Annotated in this window: 15 protein-coding genes, 1 pseudogene and 1 riboswitch; of the genes and pseudogenes, 7 read left to right on the forward strand and 9 right to left on the reverse strand. The window is 41.1% G+C overall.

Features of this window, described 5'->3' with window-relative positions; all coding sequences use genetic code 11:
* The first annotated feature begins 1 nt into the window (after position 1).
* The gene (locus tag ACIQ0C_RS11475) at positions 2–1432 is read left to right on the forward strand and encodes a sigma-54-dependent transcriptional regulator (RefSeq protein ID WP_403059892.1); all 1431 of its coding nucleotides are present in this window, start codon (positions 2–4) and stop codon (positions 1430–1432) included.
* A gap of 41 nt (positions 1433–1473) precedes the next feature.
* Here the strand turns inward: ACIQ0C_RS11475 and adhP are convergent, their stop codons facing one another.
* Positions 1474–2487, reverse strand: a complete 1014-nt coding sequence (gene adhP / locus ACIQ0C_RS11480) for an alcohol dehydrogenase AdhP (RefSeq protein WP_403060005.1) — start codon at positions 2485–2487, stop codon at positions 1474–1476.
* 275 nt (positions 2488–2762) lie between these two features.
* Between adhP and ACIQ0C_RS11485 the strand changes: the two genes are divergently transcribed.
* Positions 2763–3059, forward strand: a complete 297-nt coding sequence (locus ACIQ0C_RS11485; protein WP_402838590.1) for a DUF3892 domain-containing protein — start codon at positions 2763–2765, stop codon at positions 3057–3059.
* Between the two features lie 85 nt (positions 3060–3144).
* On the opposite strand, the gene ACIQ0C_RS11490 is transcribed toward ACIQ0C_RS11485, so the two are convergent.
* Positions 3145–3957 carry a hypothetical protein gene (locus tag ACIQ0C_RS11490; RefSeq protein WP_403059894.1) on the reverse strand — a complete coding sequence of 271 codons (813 nt, stop codon included), beginning with the start codon at positions 3955–3957 and terminating at the stop codon, positions 3145–3147.
* 112 nt (positions 3958–4069) lie between these two features.
* Positions 4070–4591: a YbaK/EbsC family protein gene (locus ACIQ0C_RS11495; RefSeq protein ID WP_402838586.1), complete on the reverse strand. Its 522-nt coding sequence runs from the start codon at positions 4589–4591 to the stop codon at positions 4070–4072.
* 169 nt (positions 4592–4760) lie between these two features.
* Positions 4761–4805, forward strand: a riboswitch (PreQ1 riboswitch).
* Between the two features lie 6 nt (positions 4806–4811).
* Here ACIQ0C_RS11495 and ACIQ0C_RS11500 point away from each other — a divergent pair.
* The 3 genes from ACIQ0C_RS11500 (at position 4812) to ACIQ0C_RS11510 (ending at position 7817) form a co-directional block, all read left to right on the forward strand.
* A complete protein-coding gene (locus ACIQ0C_RS11500) occupies positions 4812–5297 on the forward strand; it encodes a QueT transporter family protein (RefSeq protein ID WP_402838584.1) in 486 nt (161 codons plus the stop codon).
* A 122-nt stretch (positions 5298–5419) separates the two neighbouring features.
* Complete coding sequence (locus ACIQ0C_RS11505) at positions 5420–6076, forward strand: TVP38/TMEM64 family protein (protein ID WP_403059897.1); 657 nt, start codon at positions 5420–5422, stop codon at positions 6074–6076.
* Positions 6077–6191: 115 nt separating this feature from the next.
* Complete coding sequence (locus ACIQ0C_RS11510; RefSeq protein ID WP_403059900.1) at positions 6192–7817, forward strand: PAS domain S-box protein; 1626 nt, start codon at positions 6192–6194, stop codon at positions 7815–7817.
* A 60-nt stretch (positions 7818–7877) separates the two neighbouring features.
* Here ACIQ0C_RS11510 and ACIQ0C_RS11515 read toward each other — a convergent pair whose 3' ends face one another.
* Complete coding sequence (locus ACIQ0C_RS11515) at positions 7878–9317, reverse strand: cadherin-like beta sandwich domain-containing protein (RefSeq protein ID WP_403060008.1); 1440 nt, start codon at positions 9315–9317, stop codon at positions 7878–7880.
* Positions 9318–9634: 317 nt separating this feature from the next.
* On the opposite strand from ACIQ0C_RS11515, the gene ACIQ0C_RS11520 reads away from it, so the two are divergent.
* Both ACIQ0C_RS11520 and ACIQ0C_RS11525 read left to right on the forward strand, forming a co-directional pair.
* A complete protein-coding gene (locus tag ACIQ0C_RS11520; RefSeq protein WP_403059903.1) occupies positions 9635–11266 on the forward strand; it encodes a copper resistance CopC/CopD family protein in 1632 nt (543 codons plus the stop codon).
* A gap of 21 nt (positions 11267–11287) precedes the next feature.
* Positions 11288–11950 (forward strand): YcnI family copper-binding membrane protein, encoded by a 663-nt coding sequence (locus ACIQ0C_RS11525; RefSeq protein WP_403059906.1) that lies wholly within the window; start codon positions 11288–11290, stop codon positions 11948–11950.
* Positions 11951–11998: 48 nt separating this feature from the next.
* Here ACIQ0C_RS11525 and ACIQ0C_RS11530 read toward each other — a convergent pair whose 3' ends face one another.
* From ACIQ0C_RS11530 to ACIQ0C_RS11550, 5 genes and pseudogenes are all read right to left on the reverse strand, one after another.
* Positions 11999–12997, reverse strand: coding sequence for a S8 family peptidase (locus tag ACIQ0C_RS11530; RefSeq protein ID WP_403059909.1), 999 nt, complete (start codon positions 12995–12997; stop codon positions 11999–12001).
* A gap of 332 nt (positions 12998–13329) precedes the next feature.
* Positions 13330–13407 (reverse strand): annotated as a pseudogene (locus ACIQ0C_RS27255) (SEC-C metal-binding domain-containing protein); the annotation flags it as partial.
* 621 nt (positions 13408–14028) lie between these two features.
* A complete protein-coding gene (locus ACIQ0C_RS11540; protein ID WP_402838570.1) occupies positions 14029–14598 on the reverse strand; it encodes a nitroreductase family protein in 570 nt (189 codons plus the stop codon).
* 11 nt (positions 14599–14609) lie between these two features.
* Positions 14610–15782: a toxic anion resistance protein gene (locus ACIQ0C_RS11545; RefSeq protein WP_403059915.1), complete on the reverse strand. Its 1173-nt coding sequence runs from the start codon at positions 15780–15782 to the stop codon at positions 14610–14612.
* Positions 15779–16435: a 5-bromo-4-chloroindolyl phosphate hydrolysis family protein gene (locus tag ACIQ0C_RS11550; RefSeq protein WP_403059918.1), complete on the reverse strand. Its 657-nt coding sequence runs from the start codon at positions 16433–16435 to the stop codon at positions 15779–15781. The genes ACIQ0C_RS11545 and ACIQ0C_RS11550 overlap by 4 nt, the downstream gene beginning before the upstream one ends.
* Positions 16436–16646 lie beyond the last annotated feature (211 nt).

Consider the following 16646-nt stretch of genomic DNA (forward strand, 5'->3'; position numbering starts at 1 on the left):
GGTGGTTCATTTACTTGTGGTAGACGATGAGAAAGAGGTTGGGACTTTTCTATCCCGCCTTTTTACGATGAAAGGTTATCTCGTACAAGTTGTGAATAGCGGGAAGGATTTTCATGAAATCGATTGGAATCAGCAGCGATTTGATGTCGCGATGATAGACCTGAAGCTCCCGGATTGTGATGGACTTTCCCTCCTGCAGCATCTAAAACAACTGCAGCCGCGTTGCAAGGTACTGATCATGACCGGATACAGCACCGTCAAAACCGCTGTTGATGCAATGAAACTTGGCGCGAGTGATTACATGGAAAAACCCTTTGTGGATATTGAAGTACTTGAAAGACAGATTGACAACCTATTAAATGAAAATGAAGCTTTGAATCAGCATTTCATCCATAAGCTAGCCGAGGATTCAGGACTCATTGTCGGTGAAAGTCCTTTAATGAAGAATTTGATTGAAACGGCTTTCAAGGTTGCCCAAAAATCCGTCAATGTATTAATCGAAGGAGAAACCGGAAGCGGAAAAGAAGTGCTTTCCCGCTTCATCCATATAGCCAGCCCCCGAAACCATGAACCTTTTATCGGCATCAATTGTGGAGCAATCTCTGAATCCCTGCTTGAAAGCGAATTATTCGGTCATGAAAAGGGGGCTTTCACCGGAGCGACCCAGCTGCGAAAGGGTTTTTTCGAAATTGCCGGGAACGGGACGCTTTTCCTTGATGAAATTGCGGATGCAAGTCCGGCCATTCAAGTCAAATTGCTTCGGGTTTTGGAAACGCGGGAATTCATGAGGGTTGGCAGCAGCGGGACATTACGGACGAACGCCCGGTTAGTGGCGGCCTCCAATGAAAACCTGCAGCAGGCAGTGGACAAAAATAAATTCCGGGAAGACCTATTTTACCGACTGAACGTCGTGACTCTGGATATCCCGCCTTTAAGGAACCGAAAAGAAGATATTCCCTTGCTTGTCCGTCACTTGATCGAGAGAAATGGTCATGGAGATATCTCATTTTCCAATGAAGCCATTGAAAAACTACAGCAATACAACTGGCCAGGCAACATACGCGAACTATCTAATGTGGTCATGCGCACGCTAACTCTTGCAGACCATAAGTCGGTAATAACCGCCAATGATCTCTCTCTATCCAACAGCCAGATCACCCCTGACAAAAACTTGTCCCCTAATGAGACTCAGTCAACTGAAAACCTTCTTGAAGAATGGCGAAAAAGGCTAGTGGCTGACTTTAATGAGAAGGATGAACTGATGCTTGAAGATATACTTACGGAAATCAAACAGCTTCAATCGACAATTGGAAAGGAGCTTGTCATGCAGGCACTGCAAAAAACCTACGGCAACCGGAATGAAGCAGCCAAACGCTTGCAGATATCCATAAGGAAATTACGCTATATATTAAATGAGAAGAACCAGACATAATAAAAAGAGGATGCCCCGTTCCAGGGCATCCTCATCCATTCCTATTCCAGCGTCAATACGATGCGTCCGTTGATTTCTCCCTTTTCCATCATTGAAAATACATCATTGATTTCATCAAGTTTCCTCGTCTCTATATTCGTTCTGACTTTACCTTCAGCCGCAAATTGAACAGCTTCCTGTAAATCTTTTCTCGTCCCGACTATAGACCCTTTTACAGTTACCCCATTTAACACTGTATCAAAAATTGGGATTGGAAGTTCATCATTCGGCAATCCGACTACGACAAGTGTCCCGCCCCTCTTGACTGAACTGTAAGCCTGTTCGAATGCTTTTTTCGTAACCGCTACAGAAATGGAGGCCTGCACACCGCCAACTTTATCCTTAATGGCCTGTACAGGATCGGTCTTAAGCCCATTAACCGTGTAATCCGCCCCCAGTTCCGTTGCCAGATCAAGCTTATCATCTTGAATATCGACAGCAATGACATTAAAGCCCATCGCTTTTGCGTATTGCAAAGCAACATGTCCCAATCCGCCAATTCCATAAATCGCTACCCAATCGCCAGGTTTTGCTTCTGATACCTTAAGCGCCTTATAAGTCGTTACACCTGCACAGAAAATCGGTGATACCTCCGCAAAGTCAAGCCCCTCAGGAACCTTCACCACATATTGGGCAGGTGCTTTACAATATTCCGCATACCCGCCGTCCACGGAATATCCTGCATTCAATTGATCCAAGCAAAGCGTTTCCCTGCCGGTCAGACAGTATTCACAATCGCCGCAGGCCGAATAAAGCCAAGGGATCCCAACACGGTCACCCACTTTCAAGGAAGTTACTCCTTCCGCCACCTTTTCTATAATGCCCACACCCTCATGTCCGGGGATAAGCGGAAGTTTCGGTTTTACCGGCCAATCACCATGTACCGCATGCAAATCGGTATGACACACGCCACAGGCTTTAATTTTCACTAATATCTCACCATATTCCAAGTCTGGGATCGGAACTTCTTTAATCTCAAGTTTTTGGTTAAATTCATTGACGACGGCCGCTTTCATTGTCTTGACCTGTTGTTTTGCATTTACAGTGCTTGCCCCTTGTTTTACATTCATGATTCATATTCCTCCCTTAATCTAGTGGATATTAATTCTTGCTACTCTTATACAAGATGCAAGTACCATGCCACTGCAAAAAGGCCAAGACGACAGCATTCACTAATAAAAGTGCCGAAAAATCGGCCCATTTGGACGAATTAACGGCTCAAGTTGGACGAAATCCGGTTTGTATATTGCAGAAAAAATGGTTCACCCTATAAATAGGAGGTGTCAAAAACATGGACCAATTTGAAGAAGCCTATGAATCATATAAACAGCAGGGAACACCGCAAGCAAACCAACTTGATTCAGCAGGAAAAGAAGAAATCATCGCCGTAAGGAAAAATGAAGAGGACAATATTATCGCCATCAAGACGAACTCCGGCCGCGAACTCGACTACCCGACAGCCCTTGCGGAAGCAAAGGCGGGCAACCTGGCCAACGTTGACGTCTTTCATAAATATGGACGTGACATATTGCGGAGTGAGCCCGATGGGATAAAGGAAAATAACCTGGATCAACTGCCGGAGTTTTGAGTTTTTCGGGGAGACTGCCTGATATGGGCAGTTTTTTTTCTGTCTGGATGCGCTAAAAAAAAGAACCCGCATGATTAGCCGGATCTTATTTTTCATAATGATAGGATTCAGAGATTTCGAGCAGTCGGCCGCAGGACTCGACAACCTCGATGATTTCCATCCATGACATGTCCAGACCCAGTTCATTAGCATGGGAAATCTTATCCCGTAATTTCCGGATGGCATTCGCATCCTTCTTCCCTTTACTTTTCGAAGGGATTTGGAAGAAGTGCCTCAATTCTTTATCTTTATGTATAATATCGAATTTATCACTGATTTGCAGGCACTCTATTATATTGATATCCTCATTTTTATCAATTCTCCTTCTATATAATTCGGTTGCCTTTTCTAAACGGTCTTCACTGATCATTGGATACCAGCTGCCATCACCGAATCTATCCAGGATGATATCGCTCATCCTCATTTCCAATAAGGTAATATATCCGAATATCAGCATCCTGATCGGAGGCTTTTGAAGGTCGGCATGAGTAATCAACTTTTTAATTGAATTATTCTCTAATACGAACACCCTTGTTTTATTCTTGAAGATATGGAGAAGCTGGATCAAAGGGGTTGAATCCGAAACCATTTCCCTTGGTGAAAAGTTTCTTAAATATTCAGAAATGATCCCTTCACCTAGTTCTTCCCTCTCGATATACCCGATGATTTCCCCCTGATCTTGCACTGCCAATATATCAAAATTCTTTTTTTCCATTGCTTTCTGGATATCCAGCGCCAAATCGTTTTTATGGCAAAACTCAAGCTCCTGGGCAATGCTCTTAACCGTTATATTTTCTTCATAAAGAGTTTTAAGACTGAGATAGCTGCTATTGCTTTTTCTTTGGCTTCCATTTAACATCTTTCAACCTCCGCTCAGGAACACTTTCTTCACGATGCATGCGATCGCCACTAAAATAGAGTCCACACTAGTGGACTCCATTCCATTCAGTGAATCTGTATGGAACTATTGATCAGATGACATCAGCTGCATTGCCTACCGCCGTTTCCTCATTCGCCTTTTCTTCCCAACCCTTACAAACATCGACCCATTCCTTCGCACCTGAATATTCAAATAATTCAGCGAGTGTAAGTTCTATTGCAGAGTTCGTACTGCCGCATGCCGGGAACAATGATTCAAAGCGCTTCATCGATACATCAAGAAAAACAGCTAAATCGTTTGCCAGCCCAAACGGGCAAACTCCTCCGATTGCATGGCCGGTCTGTGCAAGCACTTCTTCAGGTGAAAGCATTCGTGCCTTGAAACCGAACGCCTGACGAAATTTCTTATTATCCACTTTCGCGTCCCCAGCGGCAACAACCAAAATTGCATGTTCACCTTCCCCTTTAAAGGAAAGAGTCTTGGCAATCCGCGCTGGGATTACACCGATGGTTTCCGCTGCCTCAATCACCGTAGCACTCGATGTTTCGAACTCCTTTACGTCGCCTTCCCGATTCCATTGCTTAAAGTGGCTTTTGACACTCTCGATCGACAATTATATTCACTCCTTTAAAGTACATATTGAAATAATATCATCCTTCATTGCAATAAATCAAAATCCTATTGTGCGACTTCTTCCGCTTGGAAACTTATAATTTAAAACCATTCTTTACAAATTGACGAAACAAGCTTACATGGGATACTATTAATCATCGGGTAAACGCCTGCACGTGGTTCGTAACCATCCCACGATAAAAAACTAGGGAGAGAGTAAAATGAATGTTCGTACACTCGTGATAAACGGGTTATTGGCTGCCCTGTATGTGGCGGTCTCATTGGTGTTTAAACCAATAGCTTTTGAGATGTTCCAATTTCGTGTCCCGGAAATGTTGAATCATCTGATTGTATTCAATAAAAAGTATATCTACGGTATCGTTGGCGGGGTCTTCATTTCGAATCTGCTCTTTTCACCGATGGTGCCATATGATTTGATTTTTGGGGTGGGGCAATCCCTGCTCGCCTTATTGCTTGTCATCTTCGTTTCTCGTTTCATTAAAAGCATTCAAGGACGGATGATCGCCACGATTATCTTTTTCACGTTCACAATGTTTTTAATTGCAATTGAACTGAACCTTGCCTTTGGCTTGCCATTCTGGCTAAGCTGGATGACTACGGCTGTCGGTGAGTTCGTTGTCCTCCTGATTGGCGCGCCAATCATTTATGCAATGAACAAAAGAATTCAGTTTGAAAAGTGGCTTTAAAGGAATCTTCGCGTCGTTAACCCACTATAATGGAAAAGAGCTGTCTGCATGATGCGGCAGCTCTTTTTTTTCACCAATGAACTCGAAAATGATAAACTATTAGTATGAATGGTGGTGGCCCATTGAAAAAAGTCCTGACCATAATTGGTCTACTGATAATCGCAGTATTTATTTACTCTAATGCAGAGTTGTTCACTTTGGTTTGGAAAAGTGATTTGGATTCTGTTATTGGTATATTGAAGGAAAACCTTTGGCTTACATTTATTGTGACATTCGTATTGATGTTTGTACAAAATTCTTTTACAATCATACCCTTAATTTTGCTCCTGACCATCAATGTCACGATATTCGGATTCATATATGGCTATCTATGGAGTTGGTTTACAAGTGTTGTTGCCTCAGGATTCATTTTTTATGCAGCAAGAAACTGGTTTCAAGAGCTTCTCTTAAAGAAGATTGGCGAAAAATGGCAAAAAGTTGCCGTGGAGCATGGCTTCATGTACGTTTTTACAGGCAGGATTTTCCCGCTTATCCCAACAAGCTTAATTAACTTGGCAGCTGGAGTCAGCACCGTCACTTTCAAGGACTTTTTATTAGCGACGGCACTTGGCAACCTTATATACTTTTTCTTCCTATCGCTGATTCCCTATGGACTGCTATCTGTTGAAATGAACCAATATACGCTAGCTGCTCTCGCACTCCTCTTTTTACTATTCTTCATTATCTATAAGCGTGCAAAAAAGAAGAAGAAACTAACCTTATTCAGAAAAAACAGGTGACCACATTGGCCCCTGTTTTTTTATTTAGGATTCTGCATATATTTTTTACCGATAGTTTGTTAAAATGTGTATGTAATTTTACCTTTGAAATGTCTTAAAATCAGGGAGAATCTCCATGTCCAAACGCTCCATCTTAGCAATATATATCCTATCCGGGATTCTTACATTAGTCGTATTCGACTATTTTTTAACTACAAATATCCATAATAAAGAGGTCTTCATTCAACTCCAAAGGGCTGAAGGCATCGTTTTCCTTTTATCAATAGGCTTTATCTTATATCTTTATTTAGCTAAAAAGGAAGAATTCAAACGATTAAAAGAAGCGGAACAACGTCGGCGCACACTCATCAATTCAATGGTGGATTTCGTTAACTTCAAGGATGGGGATGGCCGATGGCTTGAATCCAATACCTTCGGGCTGCAATTATTTCAATTAGAGCATGTAGATTATAAGGGAAAAAGAGACAGTGAGCTCGCAGAATACTCCGAATTTTATAAAGAGTCTTTGATCTACTGTGAAGATTCCGATGAAGAAACGTGGGTAAAGGGGGAAATTACAAGGTGTGAGGAAATCATCCCTCTTCCCGATGGCAATCACAAGACCTTTGATACAATTAAAGTTCCCCTGTTCAATGAAGATGGTTCACGTAAAGGCTTAGTTGTCATTGGCAGGGATATATCTGAAAGAGTTGTCGCGGAGAATCAATTATTTGATAGCGAACAACGCTATAAATCATTGTTTGAACACAACCCTTATCCGATGCTGATGCTTGATTTAAATGGAATGATCACGACCGTGAATCCAAGGTTTGAAACGGTAACAGGCTTTCAACAGGAAGAAATACATGGCGCCTCATTCATTAATTTGAACTTTTCAGAAGAAGACGCGGAATTGATCCGTACATCATGCCAATATGTCATGGAAAACCAAAAGGGAATCAAAAAAGGGAAGGATATAGAATTCCTGACGAAGTACGGGAAGTCCATCTTACTTTCTTGTACGTTTGTCCCGATGATGGTTGGCGAGGATTTAGTCGGTATCATTACTTATGCTAAAGAAGTCACTCAAATTCGAGAAACCGAAGCACGCTTAAGAAGAACCGAAAAATTATCGATAGTCGGAGAACTTGCCGCAAGTGTAGCCCACGAAGTACGAAATCCGCTGACTTCTTTAAAGGGTTTCGTCCAGCTGCTTAAAAAGAGCGACCATCCCTATGAACAATACTATACGATCATGTTAAGTGAATTGGACCGGATCAATCTTATTGTAAGCGAGTTACTCGTTCTGGCAAAACCACAGGAACTTCCATTCAGCAAACATCAAATCATCGACCTGATGAATGATGTCAAAACCTTGTTAAAACCTGAGGCGGACTCGTACCCCACCCAAATATCAATATCTGTCAAAAATGAAATACCGCTTCTATTATGTGAGGGAAACCAATTAAAACAAGTTTTCATAAATATGCTCAAGAATTCCATGGAGGCATCCGCCGATCACATTTGGATTGATTTCGAACGTATGAACAATAACCTTTCCATCACCATCAAAGATAATGGAAGCGGAATAGAAAAAAACCGCTTAAAGCATCTTGGAGAGCCTTTCTATTCTTCAAAAGAAAAAGGAACCGGATTAGGATTGACAGTCAGTTGCCGAATCATTGAGGCGCATCGGGGAAAGGTCCGCTTTAACAGTGAACTAAACCAAGGAACCGAGGTCCAAATCATTTTGCCCATCTAAATATGAATTTCGAGGACAAGCCTAAACCTTGTCCTTTTTTTTGCAGGATTCAAAACCATCCTATTTAAACAGGGAGGTGAAGAAATCCTTTATATTCCTAAAGAATGACACGGTCTCAACCTGTTGTTTCCCATTAACCTGGCCACCTGTATCATTGGATGTTTCGCTCTCCGCCTTGCCAGCTGTACTCGTTTGCTTTGCCTCAACTTCCACTTCTTTTGTTTTGACATCATCCACGGTTTCTTCCACATCCATTTCAACATCCATATCCTTTTCGAAAACAAGGACGTAAGTACGACGCTCCCCATCCTTTGAAACGGTAACGGAAATAGCCGTTTTCGCTTTATCCTTGATTTTCACTTTTTCACTGCTCTTACCGTCATATTCAATCGTTGCTCCGCTCGCATTTGTCGCTGCATTCATTTCGACTGAAGAAATATCATTATCGACCTCGATATGATAGGTATGCTCATTAGATTCAAAAGATTTGTTCCATACTCCGGATGATAACGTCAGACTGTTCAACACTGGTGCATCATTGCCTTCCTCGCCTAAAGAATCTGCTGACGTAACTTTCTCAACAGAATCCGTTTTCACTTTTTGTGTTGAAATACTTTCAATTTGCTGTGCTTTCGGTGCTTGGCTGACACCACCGCCTGATTTTTGATTATTGGAGGATCCTGCTGATGCTAAAGATGATTTATTCCCCTTATCTGAGGAAGGTTGGGCTTTACTCGTTCCTGTTGAGGGCTCCTTTTGAACTTCACCCTCTTTAGGAACAGCTTTCGATTCAGTTTCCTTTGCTGCGGCCCGTGTAATCGTGAGTGTATATATTTTTTCATCTCCATTTTCTGCTGTAACGATTATATTCACCGTTGTCTTACCGACTGGAAGGGCAACCTTCACACCTGCACTGGTTGCATCCTTTCCATTCACCTTTACAATTGCCTTACTGTCACTCAATGTCGGAGTTACCTTAACGGACTGGACTTCATTTTCAACTGAAGCATGATAAGCTGTCACTTTAGAATGGAATGTTAATGAGCCTTTTGATAATCCAATCGATGTTAAATGGTTATCATCACTTTCATGTTTTTCGACCTTGAGAGTATAGGCAACGGTTTCATTTTCCCCATCGCTGACGGTGATTTCGTACGTATTCATCCCAGTTTGAAGAGTTAAATCCTTCACTTTACCATCTGTCATTTTAACACCATTCACGTAAATGACTGCATTCTCGTTAGGGCTCGCTGCAAGCAAGGTGATCTTTTCCACATCATTCCCCACTGCTGAACTATAGTTGTGTACATCATCTGAAAATTTTTGATCCAGTGCTATACCCTCTATTTCTAACTTTGAAAGACTATTCACCGTTTGTGCCTCTTCCAGAATGATAGAAGTGCCTTCCGCAGCTTCTGCCGCTGACATATAAGTGGATGTTCCCATCCCCACAAGGGAACCAACCAAAATGACCTTCACACTTTTTTCTTTTAATCCCATCTTTATCAAAACCTATCCCCCCTATATTTTCTTAAACATGATAGGAACAGATTAATAAAGGAACCTTAATTATTTCTTAATGGAGTTTATACCAACAGGAGGATGCCTATTTGGTCAACAACTTTGTGCAAAGTGGAATCCCTACCCCTTATTTATGGCTATACTGGAGCGGAAGGCAAATCTAAACCTATTATTCCCGCTTTTCTAGCGAACCTCTTAAACTGCCTTTAGATAACTAAATTATTTTCACTGTTTTTTCACATTTTCCTTTTATAATGGGCTTACATAATCTGATGAAAGGATGATGGCACACCAAGATGAAAAAATATTTATGGCTGGTAGTCAGCCTATTCAGTTTGCTTTTATACCCGGTAATGGCTTCCGGTCATGCTACAGTAATCAGCTCTAATCCTAGCCCGAATGAAGCGATGGATACTCTTCCTGAAAAGATCAGCATTCAATTCAGCGAGAATATTCAACCAGCTTTTCATTCGCTTGAGGTATTCAGCCAAGATGGAGACAAAATCCACACTCAAGACAGTACAATCTCGCAACAAAGTGAAAAAGTACTGGAAGCTAAGTGGAAGGGCGCTATCGATGAAGGGATTTACTATATTAAATGGAGAGTGGTTTCGAGTGATGGCCATCCCATTGAAGGAACAATTCCCTTTCAATTCGGAGATTCGGCGGGCCTATCAGATCAAAAAAATTCCGAGGTGAATGCAAGTTTTCCGAATTCCATCACCGTTATACTGCAAAGTCTTCAATACATATGCTTCGCTGCCCTTACCGGAATCCTTTTTTTCAGATTATCGTTAATGAAGGATTCTCGTCTTTTTGAAGCCAGCAGAAGTACCCGTCTATACCTTTGGCTTTCATATGCAGGTTTAGCATTTTCCATCTTCTGCAGTCTGCCTTTAAAAGTTACGATCGATGCTGGCGTAGGTTGGACCGATGCATTTAAAGTAAGTTATATAAAGGAAATATTGAATGCTACAAACTTTGGAACGGTCTGGATCATAGAAATTCTAATATTGCTCCTTCTATTTTTAGTAATTTATTTCATGCTCGAGAACTCCTTGAATAAATCACTGCCTATCATTTCTTTCATCATAATTGCAAGCTTGATGATTTGTAAGGCTTTCACTGGACATACAGCAACCGTTCCTAATCAGGTTCTGGCCGTTTTGATGGATTTCCTTCATTTATTGTCCATGGCTTTGTGGCTCGGAGGCCTTATGGCCTTATTGGTGATTTTGCCTGGGCTTGCAGATCGGCAGGCAGTCCAAGAAGACAAGAAAACATTTTACTGGTCGATCATTCAAAGGTTTTCCAAATGGGCATTTCTGTTTGTAATCATACTGATCATTAGCGGGATATATAGCAGTTTACAGCATGTACCAACTATCCATTCAATGTTTAACACAACATATGGCCAATTGTTACTAGCGAAAATCGGTCTCATGTTAATCATGATCGTTTTAGGAGGCTTTCATTTTCTCAGTGGGAAAAAGCAAACGAAAAAACTTGGTTATAGTGTGGGAATGGAGTTTGGTTTAGGAATCGCCATACTTCTCGTTGCAGCTTTATTGACAAATGTCCAAACTGCCATGTCTTCTCCCGGTCCCATTGAAAAAACGTTACGGACTGAACAAAATAACGAGATTACATTAATGGTGACTCCCAATGAAGTCGGGGATAATCTGATTCAAGTAAATCTATCCAATGAAGGCAAGCCAATTGCTGAAATAGAGCAGCTTACAATCACTATGCAGCCATTGGATACGCCACGCGGTGAAATAAAGCTGCAGATGAAGGAGAAAAACACAGGTACATTTACATCAAAGTCTATATTAACCATGCCAGGAAAGTGGAAGATCCATGTTCACGGATTAACTGAAAGCCTGGAATCAATCAATGCTGATTTTATAATTTTCATAGGGAATTGATAACAGGAGGGATTTATACAAATGAAAAATTTTTCAAAGCTACTTATTTTCACATTTGCTGCATTATTCATTTTTTCCGGTTCAGCATATGCTCACGTTACAGTCAAGCCTAGTTCATCTGCACCTGAAGCGTGGGAAACTTATACAATTAAAGTACCCGTAGAAAAGGAAACTGCCACTACAAAGGTGACTATAAAAGTACCTGAAGGGGTTACTTTTGAAAGCTATCAGCCTGTACCGGGATGGAAAGTAACGACAGAAGGTGACAAAGATGGGCATGTAAAAACGGTAACTTGGGCAGCAACTGATGAAGGGATAGCTGCTGGACAGTTCCAGCAATTCTCTTTCGTAGCACAAAATCCTAAAGAAGAAACGAAAGTTGCCTGGGATGCATTTCAATATTACGAAGATGGTGAAATTGTTGAATGGAGCGGGGAAGAAGGCTCAGACCTACCGCATTCTGTAACGGAAATTACGGTAGCGCCCAAGGCTGATGCAGAACCTGCGGACCATGGTCACGAAGATGAAGGTGACACTAATGATTCCACGACTACTGACAATTTAAAGGATACAGCAACAACAGAAGGTGGTAGCAATCAAACGCTGATCATCACCCTTGCTGTCATCTCACTAATTCTTTCCATTGTAGCGCTTTTTGCAGCTCTAAGGAAAACTAAAAAATGACCATCATGGAAGGTGCCCCAAAAATTCTTGGGGCACCTTTTTTCTCTTCTAATATTCCATGACCACTGATTTACTCGGTAACTTAAGATTTTCTGATTCTATTGTAATCTTAATCGATTTTTCAGCTCTTTGTTCCGTAATCGTTAAGTTAAGCAGTCCATTTCCCTGTGCTTTTTTGCTTATTCCCAGATCTTCCGTACTTTTCACCAGCTGTGCATATAATTCCGCTTCAGTTAAATTGCGATCAAATTCCTTTTCAGCAATCACTTTCAAGAGAGCTGCCGCACCGCTTACATGAGGAGTAGCCATTGACGTTCCGCTCAACCTGGCATATTTATTTCCTGGATACGTAGAGAGAATATCAACCCCTGGAGCCACCAAGTCAATTTCATCATTCGTATTTGAAAAATCCGCTAAATTTCTGCTTAAATCCACAGCTCCCACTTCCACTACCTCGGGATATGCTCCTGGATAATCCAATTCATCCGTTTCATGACGCCCATCACCGCTATTTCCAGCTGCACAAACAACAAGGATATCGTTCTGAAGGGCCCTTTGAATGAGTTTGTGTTCAGTCTCATCCGGAGGTCCGCCAAGTGAAAGTGAAATAACCGAAACCTTTTCTTCATTAGGTCCCCGCCAATTGATTGCATACTCTAGAGCCCCATTAATCCAATCTATGTCGCCTTGTCCTTGACCATTTAGGGCCTTCAACGCTAATATGCTTGCTTTCGGAGCCACTCCCACTACACCAGCATTATTAATGGCAGCCACAACCGTACCGCTAACATGTGTCCCATGTCCGTTATCATCTTGATAATCCCCGGTATTAGTAAAATCCTTCCCGCCAATGATTCTTTCCTTGAGGTCTGGATGTCCTTTGTCAATGCCTGTATCAATGACGGCAACTACCACGCCCTCACCATGATTGCTTTTTTCCCAAATTGCCGGTGCTTTCACAAGCTCGACACCCTCAGGAATCTTCTCTTTCACCGTTTCCATTACTTCAAGAACTTTGTAAGGTATTAATCTTTTTTCCCTTGTCATTTGATTACCCCTTCCTTCGTTCAAAAGTTAAACTGCCATCAGTGTAGGGATTTTCATCCCGTCTGGTTGCCGTCTACCGTTGAAAGAGATGAGATCAAAAAACTCTTCTCTCTTATATATACCAGATTTATGAAAATAAAAAAGAAGTTTTCGGAAAATTCCGTCTAAATGACTACTTTTTATTTCTTTTTGAGTAATTATCTGGTACCCTTATTATAGAACAAACGTTCGTTTAATGCCACATTTTTTTCATTCATTACTCATTTTTTTCCAAGCATGCGCTTTTCCAATAAAAAAAGAAGCGACCCCGAATCGAGTCAGCTTCCAAGATGTTATGCTGCACCGCAGCATTTTTTATATTTTTTCCCGCTTCCGCATGGACAAGGTTCATTTCTGCCAATGACCGGTTCTGTATGAACATGCGGCATTTTAGCCGCCTTTGCACTTTCCACGATAATTTGCGTGCCTTTTTCCTTCATTTGCTGATACCGCTGTTTAAATAAATCCATTACATCTTTACTGTACTTCAGCGTATCTTCCGCGATATCCATCGCCTTTTGCTTCGAAATATTATAATCCTCCAGGACAAATTGATTATCCCCGAAAGAAACCCTTACTCCAAAATGCTGTCCCGCCTGTTTATTTCCCTTGCGCTCCTCAACGAATTCAAGGTATACTTCCTGGCAATCACAAGTCTGATGCATGCAATAGTAATCATAAATCCAATACGATTTATCTTCGTATTTACTCTTTAAAGCAATGCCATCCTCAACGCCAAATACATCCAAATATTTTATCGCTTTTCCATCGAGTATCTCAAATGGATCAATCGTTCTCATCTATAGACACATCCTAATTCATCAAAATTTATTCTTCTTTTGTATTGTACAACCTAATTCATCAATCGTCACTTGAAACGAAGCCTGACAAAGCCAAATCCCTATCAGTAAAAGCAGACTCAAGGAAGCCTTATCAAGGCAATAAAAAAAGCTGCATCAGTGTCTATAAACTGATGCAGCCCCCTCAATCCTTCATCCGATCCATGTGGTCAATTCATCAATCGGTGTTTTCTTAGCAGGTTTCGGTTCCATGTCAGGATAACCCAAGTATATGAAAGCCAATACCTCACCCTTAGAAGATAAATTGAAAAATTCACGGACTTTTTCATGATAAGTTATTTTCCCCGTTCTCCATACTGCTCCCAAACCTAGAGAATGTGCTGCAAGAAGCATATTTTGGATGGCACTGTTCACTGCAGCATATTCTTCTGCCACGAGGACATTATTCTTTTCACTAGGCTCTATGCCCACTGCGATGATGACTGGAGCCCTTAATGGATTCTTTTTTTGCCTTTCGAGCTTGCTGATTAAACTTTCAGGGGTATCATCAGCATTTTCAATTCTTGTTATTTCTTCGAATACCTGCCCAAGTTTATTTCTTCCTTCCCCTGTCAATACAAAAAAACGCCAAGGCTCCGTCCGATGATGATTAGGTGCGTATGTTCCAGCTTCAATGATTTGCTCGATCATTTCTTTAGGAACAGGATCTTGCTTAACGATTCCAATGCTTCTTCTCGTTTTTATAGCCTCGATAGTATCCATATTATCTCCCCTTATCCCTTTATCTCTAATAGTTTCTGTTTCAGTTCATTTTCCATGGACGCCAATTCCTGTTCGGCTTGACGGCGTTTATGCCTGCCTTCTTCTTGAATCCGCATGGTCTCTTCAAGCGTGGATATCAAGTTAGCTTGAGTTTTCTTCAATGTTTCGATATCGACAAGCCCGCGCTCATTTTCTTTTGCTGTTTCAATGGTATTCGTTTTCAGCATCTCGGAGTTCTTCAATAACAAGTCATTTGTAGTCTTGGAAACCTGTTTTTGTGCTTCTACAGCATGCCTTTGCCTGATTAGGGTCAGTGCAATCGCAACTTGATTTTTCCAAAGTGGAATAGCTGTCATGATCGAAGATTGTATTTTCTCGACTAGTGCCTGATTCGTGTTTTGGATCAGCCTGATTTGCGGTGCGCTTTGAATCGTGATTTCACGACTCAATTTCAAATCATGAAGCCTTTTATCCAATCGTTCAGCAAATTGCAGCATATCATTGACTTCTTGAAACTTCATTTGATCATTGCTTGATTCCGCGGCCTTCCTTAGCTCCGGAATCGTTTTCTCATGGATTTCTTCGAGTTTGATTTCCCCAGCAGCAATATAGACATTCAATGCCTGGAAATAATCCTTATTCGTTTCATATAGCTTTTCGAGAATTACGATATCCGATAACAGGATATTCTTGCTCCGATCGAGTTTAACACTGATTCGGTCAATTTGGGCACCAGTTTTTTGATACTTGGATAGCACCTCCTGTACAGATCCCGAGAGCTTCCCGAACATACGCGCAAGAAATGAGGGCTTATCCGGTTTTAACTCATCTGGGCTCAGTTCGTTTAACTTTTTCATTAAATCACTGATAATGTTGCCCACTTCACCCACATCTTTTTTCTGGACATGCTCAAGCATGGAATTAGAAAAGGTCAGGAGCTTTGATTGGGCGGGTGTACCATAGGATATCATTGCCTGATGATTCGTTGGGTCGATTTGTTCGGCAAGCTGATAAGCCTTTGCCCTGTTCTCTTCAGGAATGACATCAATCAGTTTAACCGGTTTCGCTTCTTGGGAAGATACTTTCTCAAGCTCCTGCATCCCATCAAATGGATTGGCTAAAAGGTCATCCATCAAACTGGCATTATTCATTTTATTCAACAGGTTTGGATCATTGTTATTCATTTTAACCTCCTGCTTTCATCAATTACTTGTGACTCTTTTCTAGTTTTAATGGATTGCTTAGCAACATCCAATTCAAAGTTAAGGTTATCGATATCATCGGCAATCACTTTATATAAATCCTTTTCTATCGTATTAGTAAGTTCCTTTAAGGTTTTACGAGTCTCTGTTAGTGAAAGTTCGAGTTCCCTATTCTTTTTTGGCTGCTGTGCTAAAAAAACATATTTCTCCGAAAGCTCCATGGCGGAATCAAGATGCGAGTAATAAAACTGTTCTGCCTGATAAAACCGCTTCGGTTCTTTTTTTGTCAGACTATATATTTTCCTGATCATTTTAATCATATCTTTCCTCTGTTTAAAAGAAGAGATATGCCTGACCGAGATTAGTGCTTTTTGCACCCTCCATATCTTCGGTTTTGCTTCAATTAAATTTTTCTTTATATATTGATATTCTTTTCTCGTCAATTCATGTTTTTTGAGGTATCTTGATGAAAAATATACGGAACTTAGCCAGTATGCAAGCACCCCTCCTGCTAAAGATATGACAACGGACAGGGCAAACGGTTGATTCAATGAAAAATAGCTAATCATCCAAACCGGCAAAACCATTGGAAATGCAATCAATATCGGAACAAGACCAGCAAGAAATCGATTCATTATCATTACACTCCTGACTTACACTCTTTTCTTTATATACGGATTATCCTTGGAATTGGTTTCAAGTCGGATAAAAGAATTTCTCCTATCCTAAACGATATAGGAACCGGATGGTTTCTGCAAATTTATTGAAATTTTTTCTGTGAATTACCTCTTCTTCCCATTCATATGGGCAAACGCCTAGTCACTTCACTGAAACTTACATAAGTTA

Source organism: Peribacillus sp. NPDC096448, assembly GCF_044762675.1.
In the GTDB taxonomy this organism is placed as follows: domain Bacteria; phylum Bacillota; class Bacilli; order Bacillales; family DSM-1321; genus Peribacillus; species Peribacillus frigoritolerans_B.

Excerpts from the sequence above, each read along its gene's own strand:
- ACIQ0C_RS11485 (WP_402838590.1), top strand. The coding sequence starts at position 2,763 with ATGGACCAATTTGAAGAAGCCTATGAATCATATAAACAGCAGGGAACA.
- ACIQ0C_RS11520 (WP_403059903.1), top strand. The coding sequence starts at position 9,635 with ATGAAAAAATATTTATGGCTGGTAGTCAGCCTATTCAGTTTGCTTTTA.
- adhP (WP_403060005.1), bottom strand. The coding sequence starts at position 2,487 with ATGAAAGCGGCCGTCGTCAATGAATTTAACCAAAAACTTGAGATTAAA.
- ACIQ0C_RS11510 (WP_403059900.1), top strand. The coding sequence starts at position 6,192 with ATGTCCAAACGCTCCATCTTAGCAATATATATCCTATCCGGGATTCTT.
- ACIQ0C_RS11515 (WP_403060008.1), bottom strand. The coding sequence starts at position 9,317 with ATGGGATTAAAAGAAAAAAGTGTGAAGGTCATTTTGGTTGGTTCCCTT.
- ACIQ0C_RS11530 (WP_403059909.1), bottom strand. The coding sequence starts at position 12,997 with ATGACAAGGGAAAAAAGATTAATACCTTACAAAGTTCTTGAAGTAATG.
- ACIQ0C_RS11525 (WP_403059906.1), top strand. The coding sequence starts at position 11,288 with ATGAAAAATTTTTCAAAGCTACTTATTTTCACATTTGCTGCATTATTC.
- ACIQ0C_RS11550 (WP_403059918.1), bottom strand. The coding sequence starts at position 16,435 with ATGAATCGATTTCTTGCTGGTCTTGTTCCGATATTGATTGCATTTCCA.
- ACIQ0C_RS11500 (WP_402838584.1), top strand. The coding sequence starts at position 4,812 with ATGAATGTTCGTACACTCGTGATAAACGGGTTATTGGCTGCCCTGTAT.
- ACIQ0C_RS11490 (WP_403059894.1), bottom strand. The coding sequence starts at position 3,957 with ATGTTAAATGGAAGCCAAAGAAAAAGCAATAGCAGCTATCTCAGTCTT.
- ACIQ0C_RS11540 (WP_402838570.1), bottom strand. The coding sequence starts at position 14,598 with ATGGATACTATCGAGGCTATAAAAACGAGAAGAAGCATTGGAATCGTT.
- ACIQ0C_RS11545 (WP_403059915.1), bottom strand. The coding sequence starts at position 15,782 with ATGAATAACAATGATCCAAACCTGTTGAATAAAATGAATAATGCCAGT.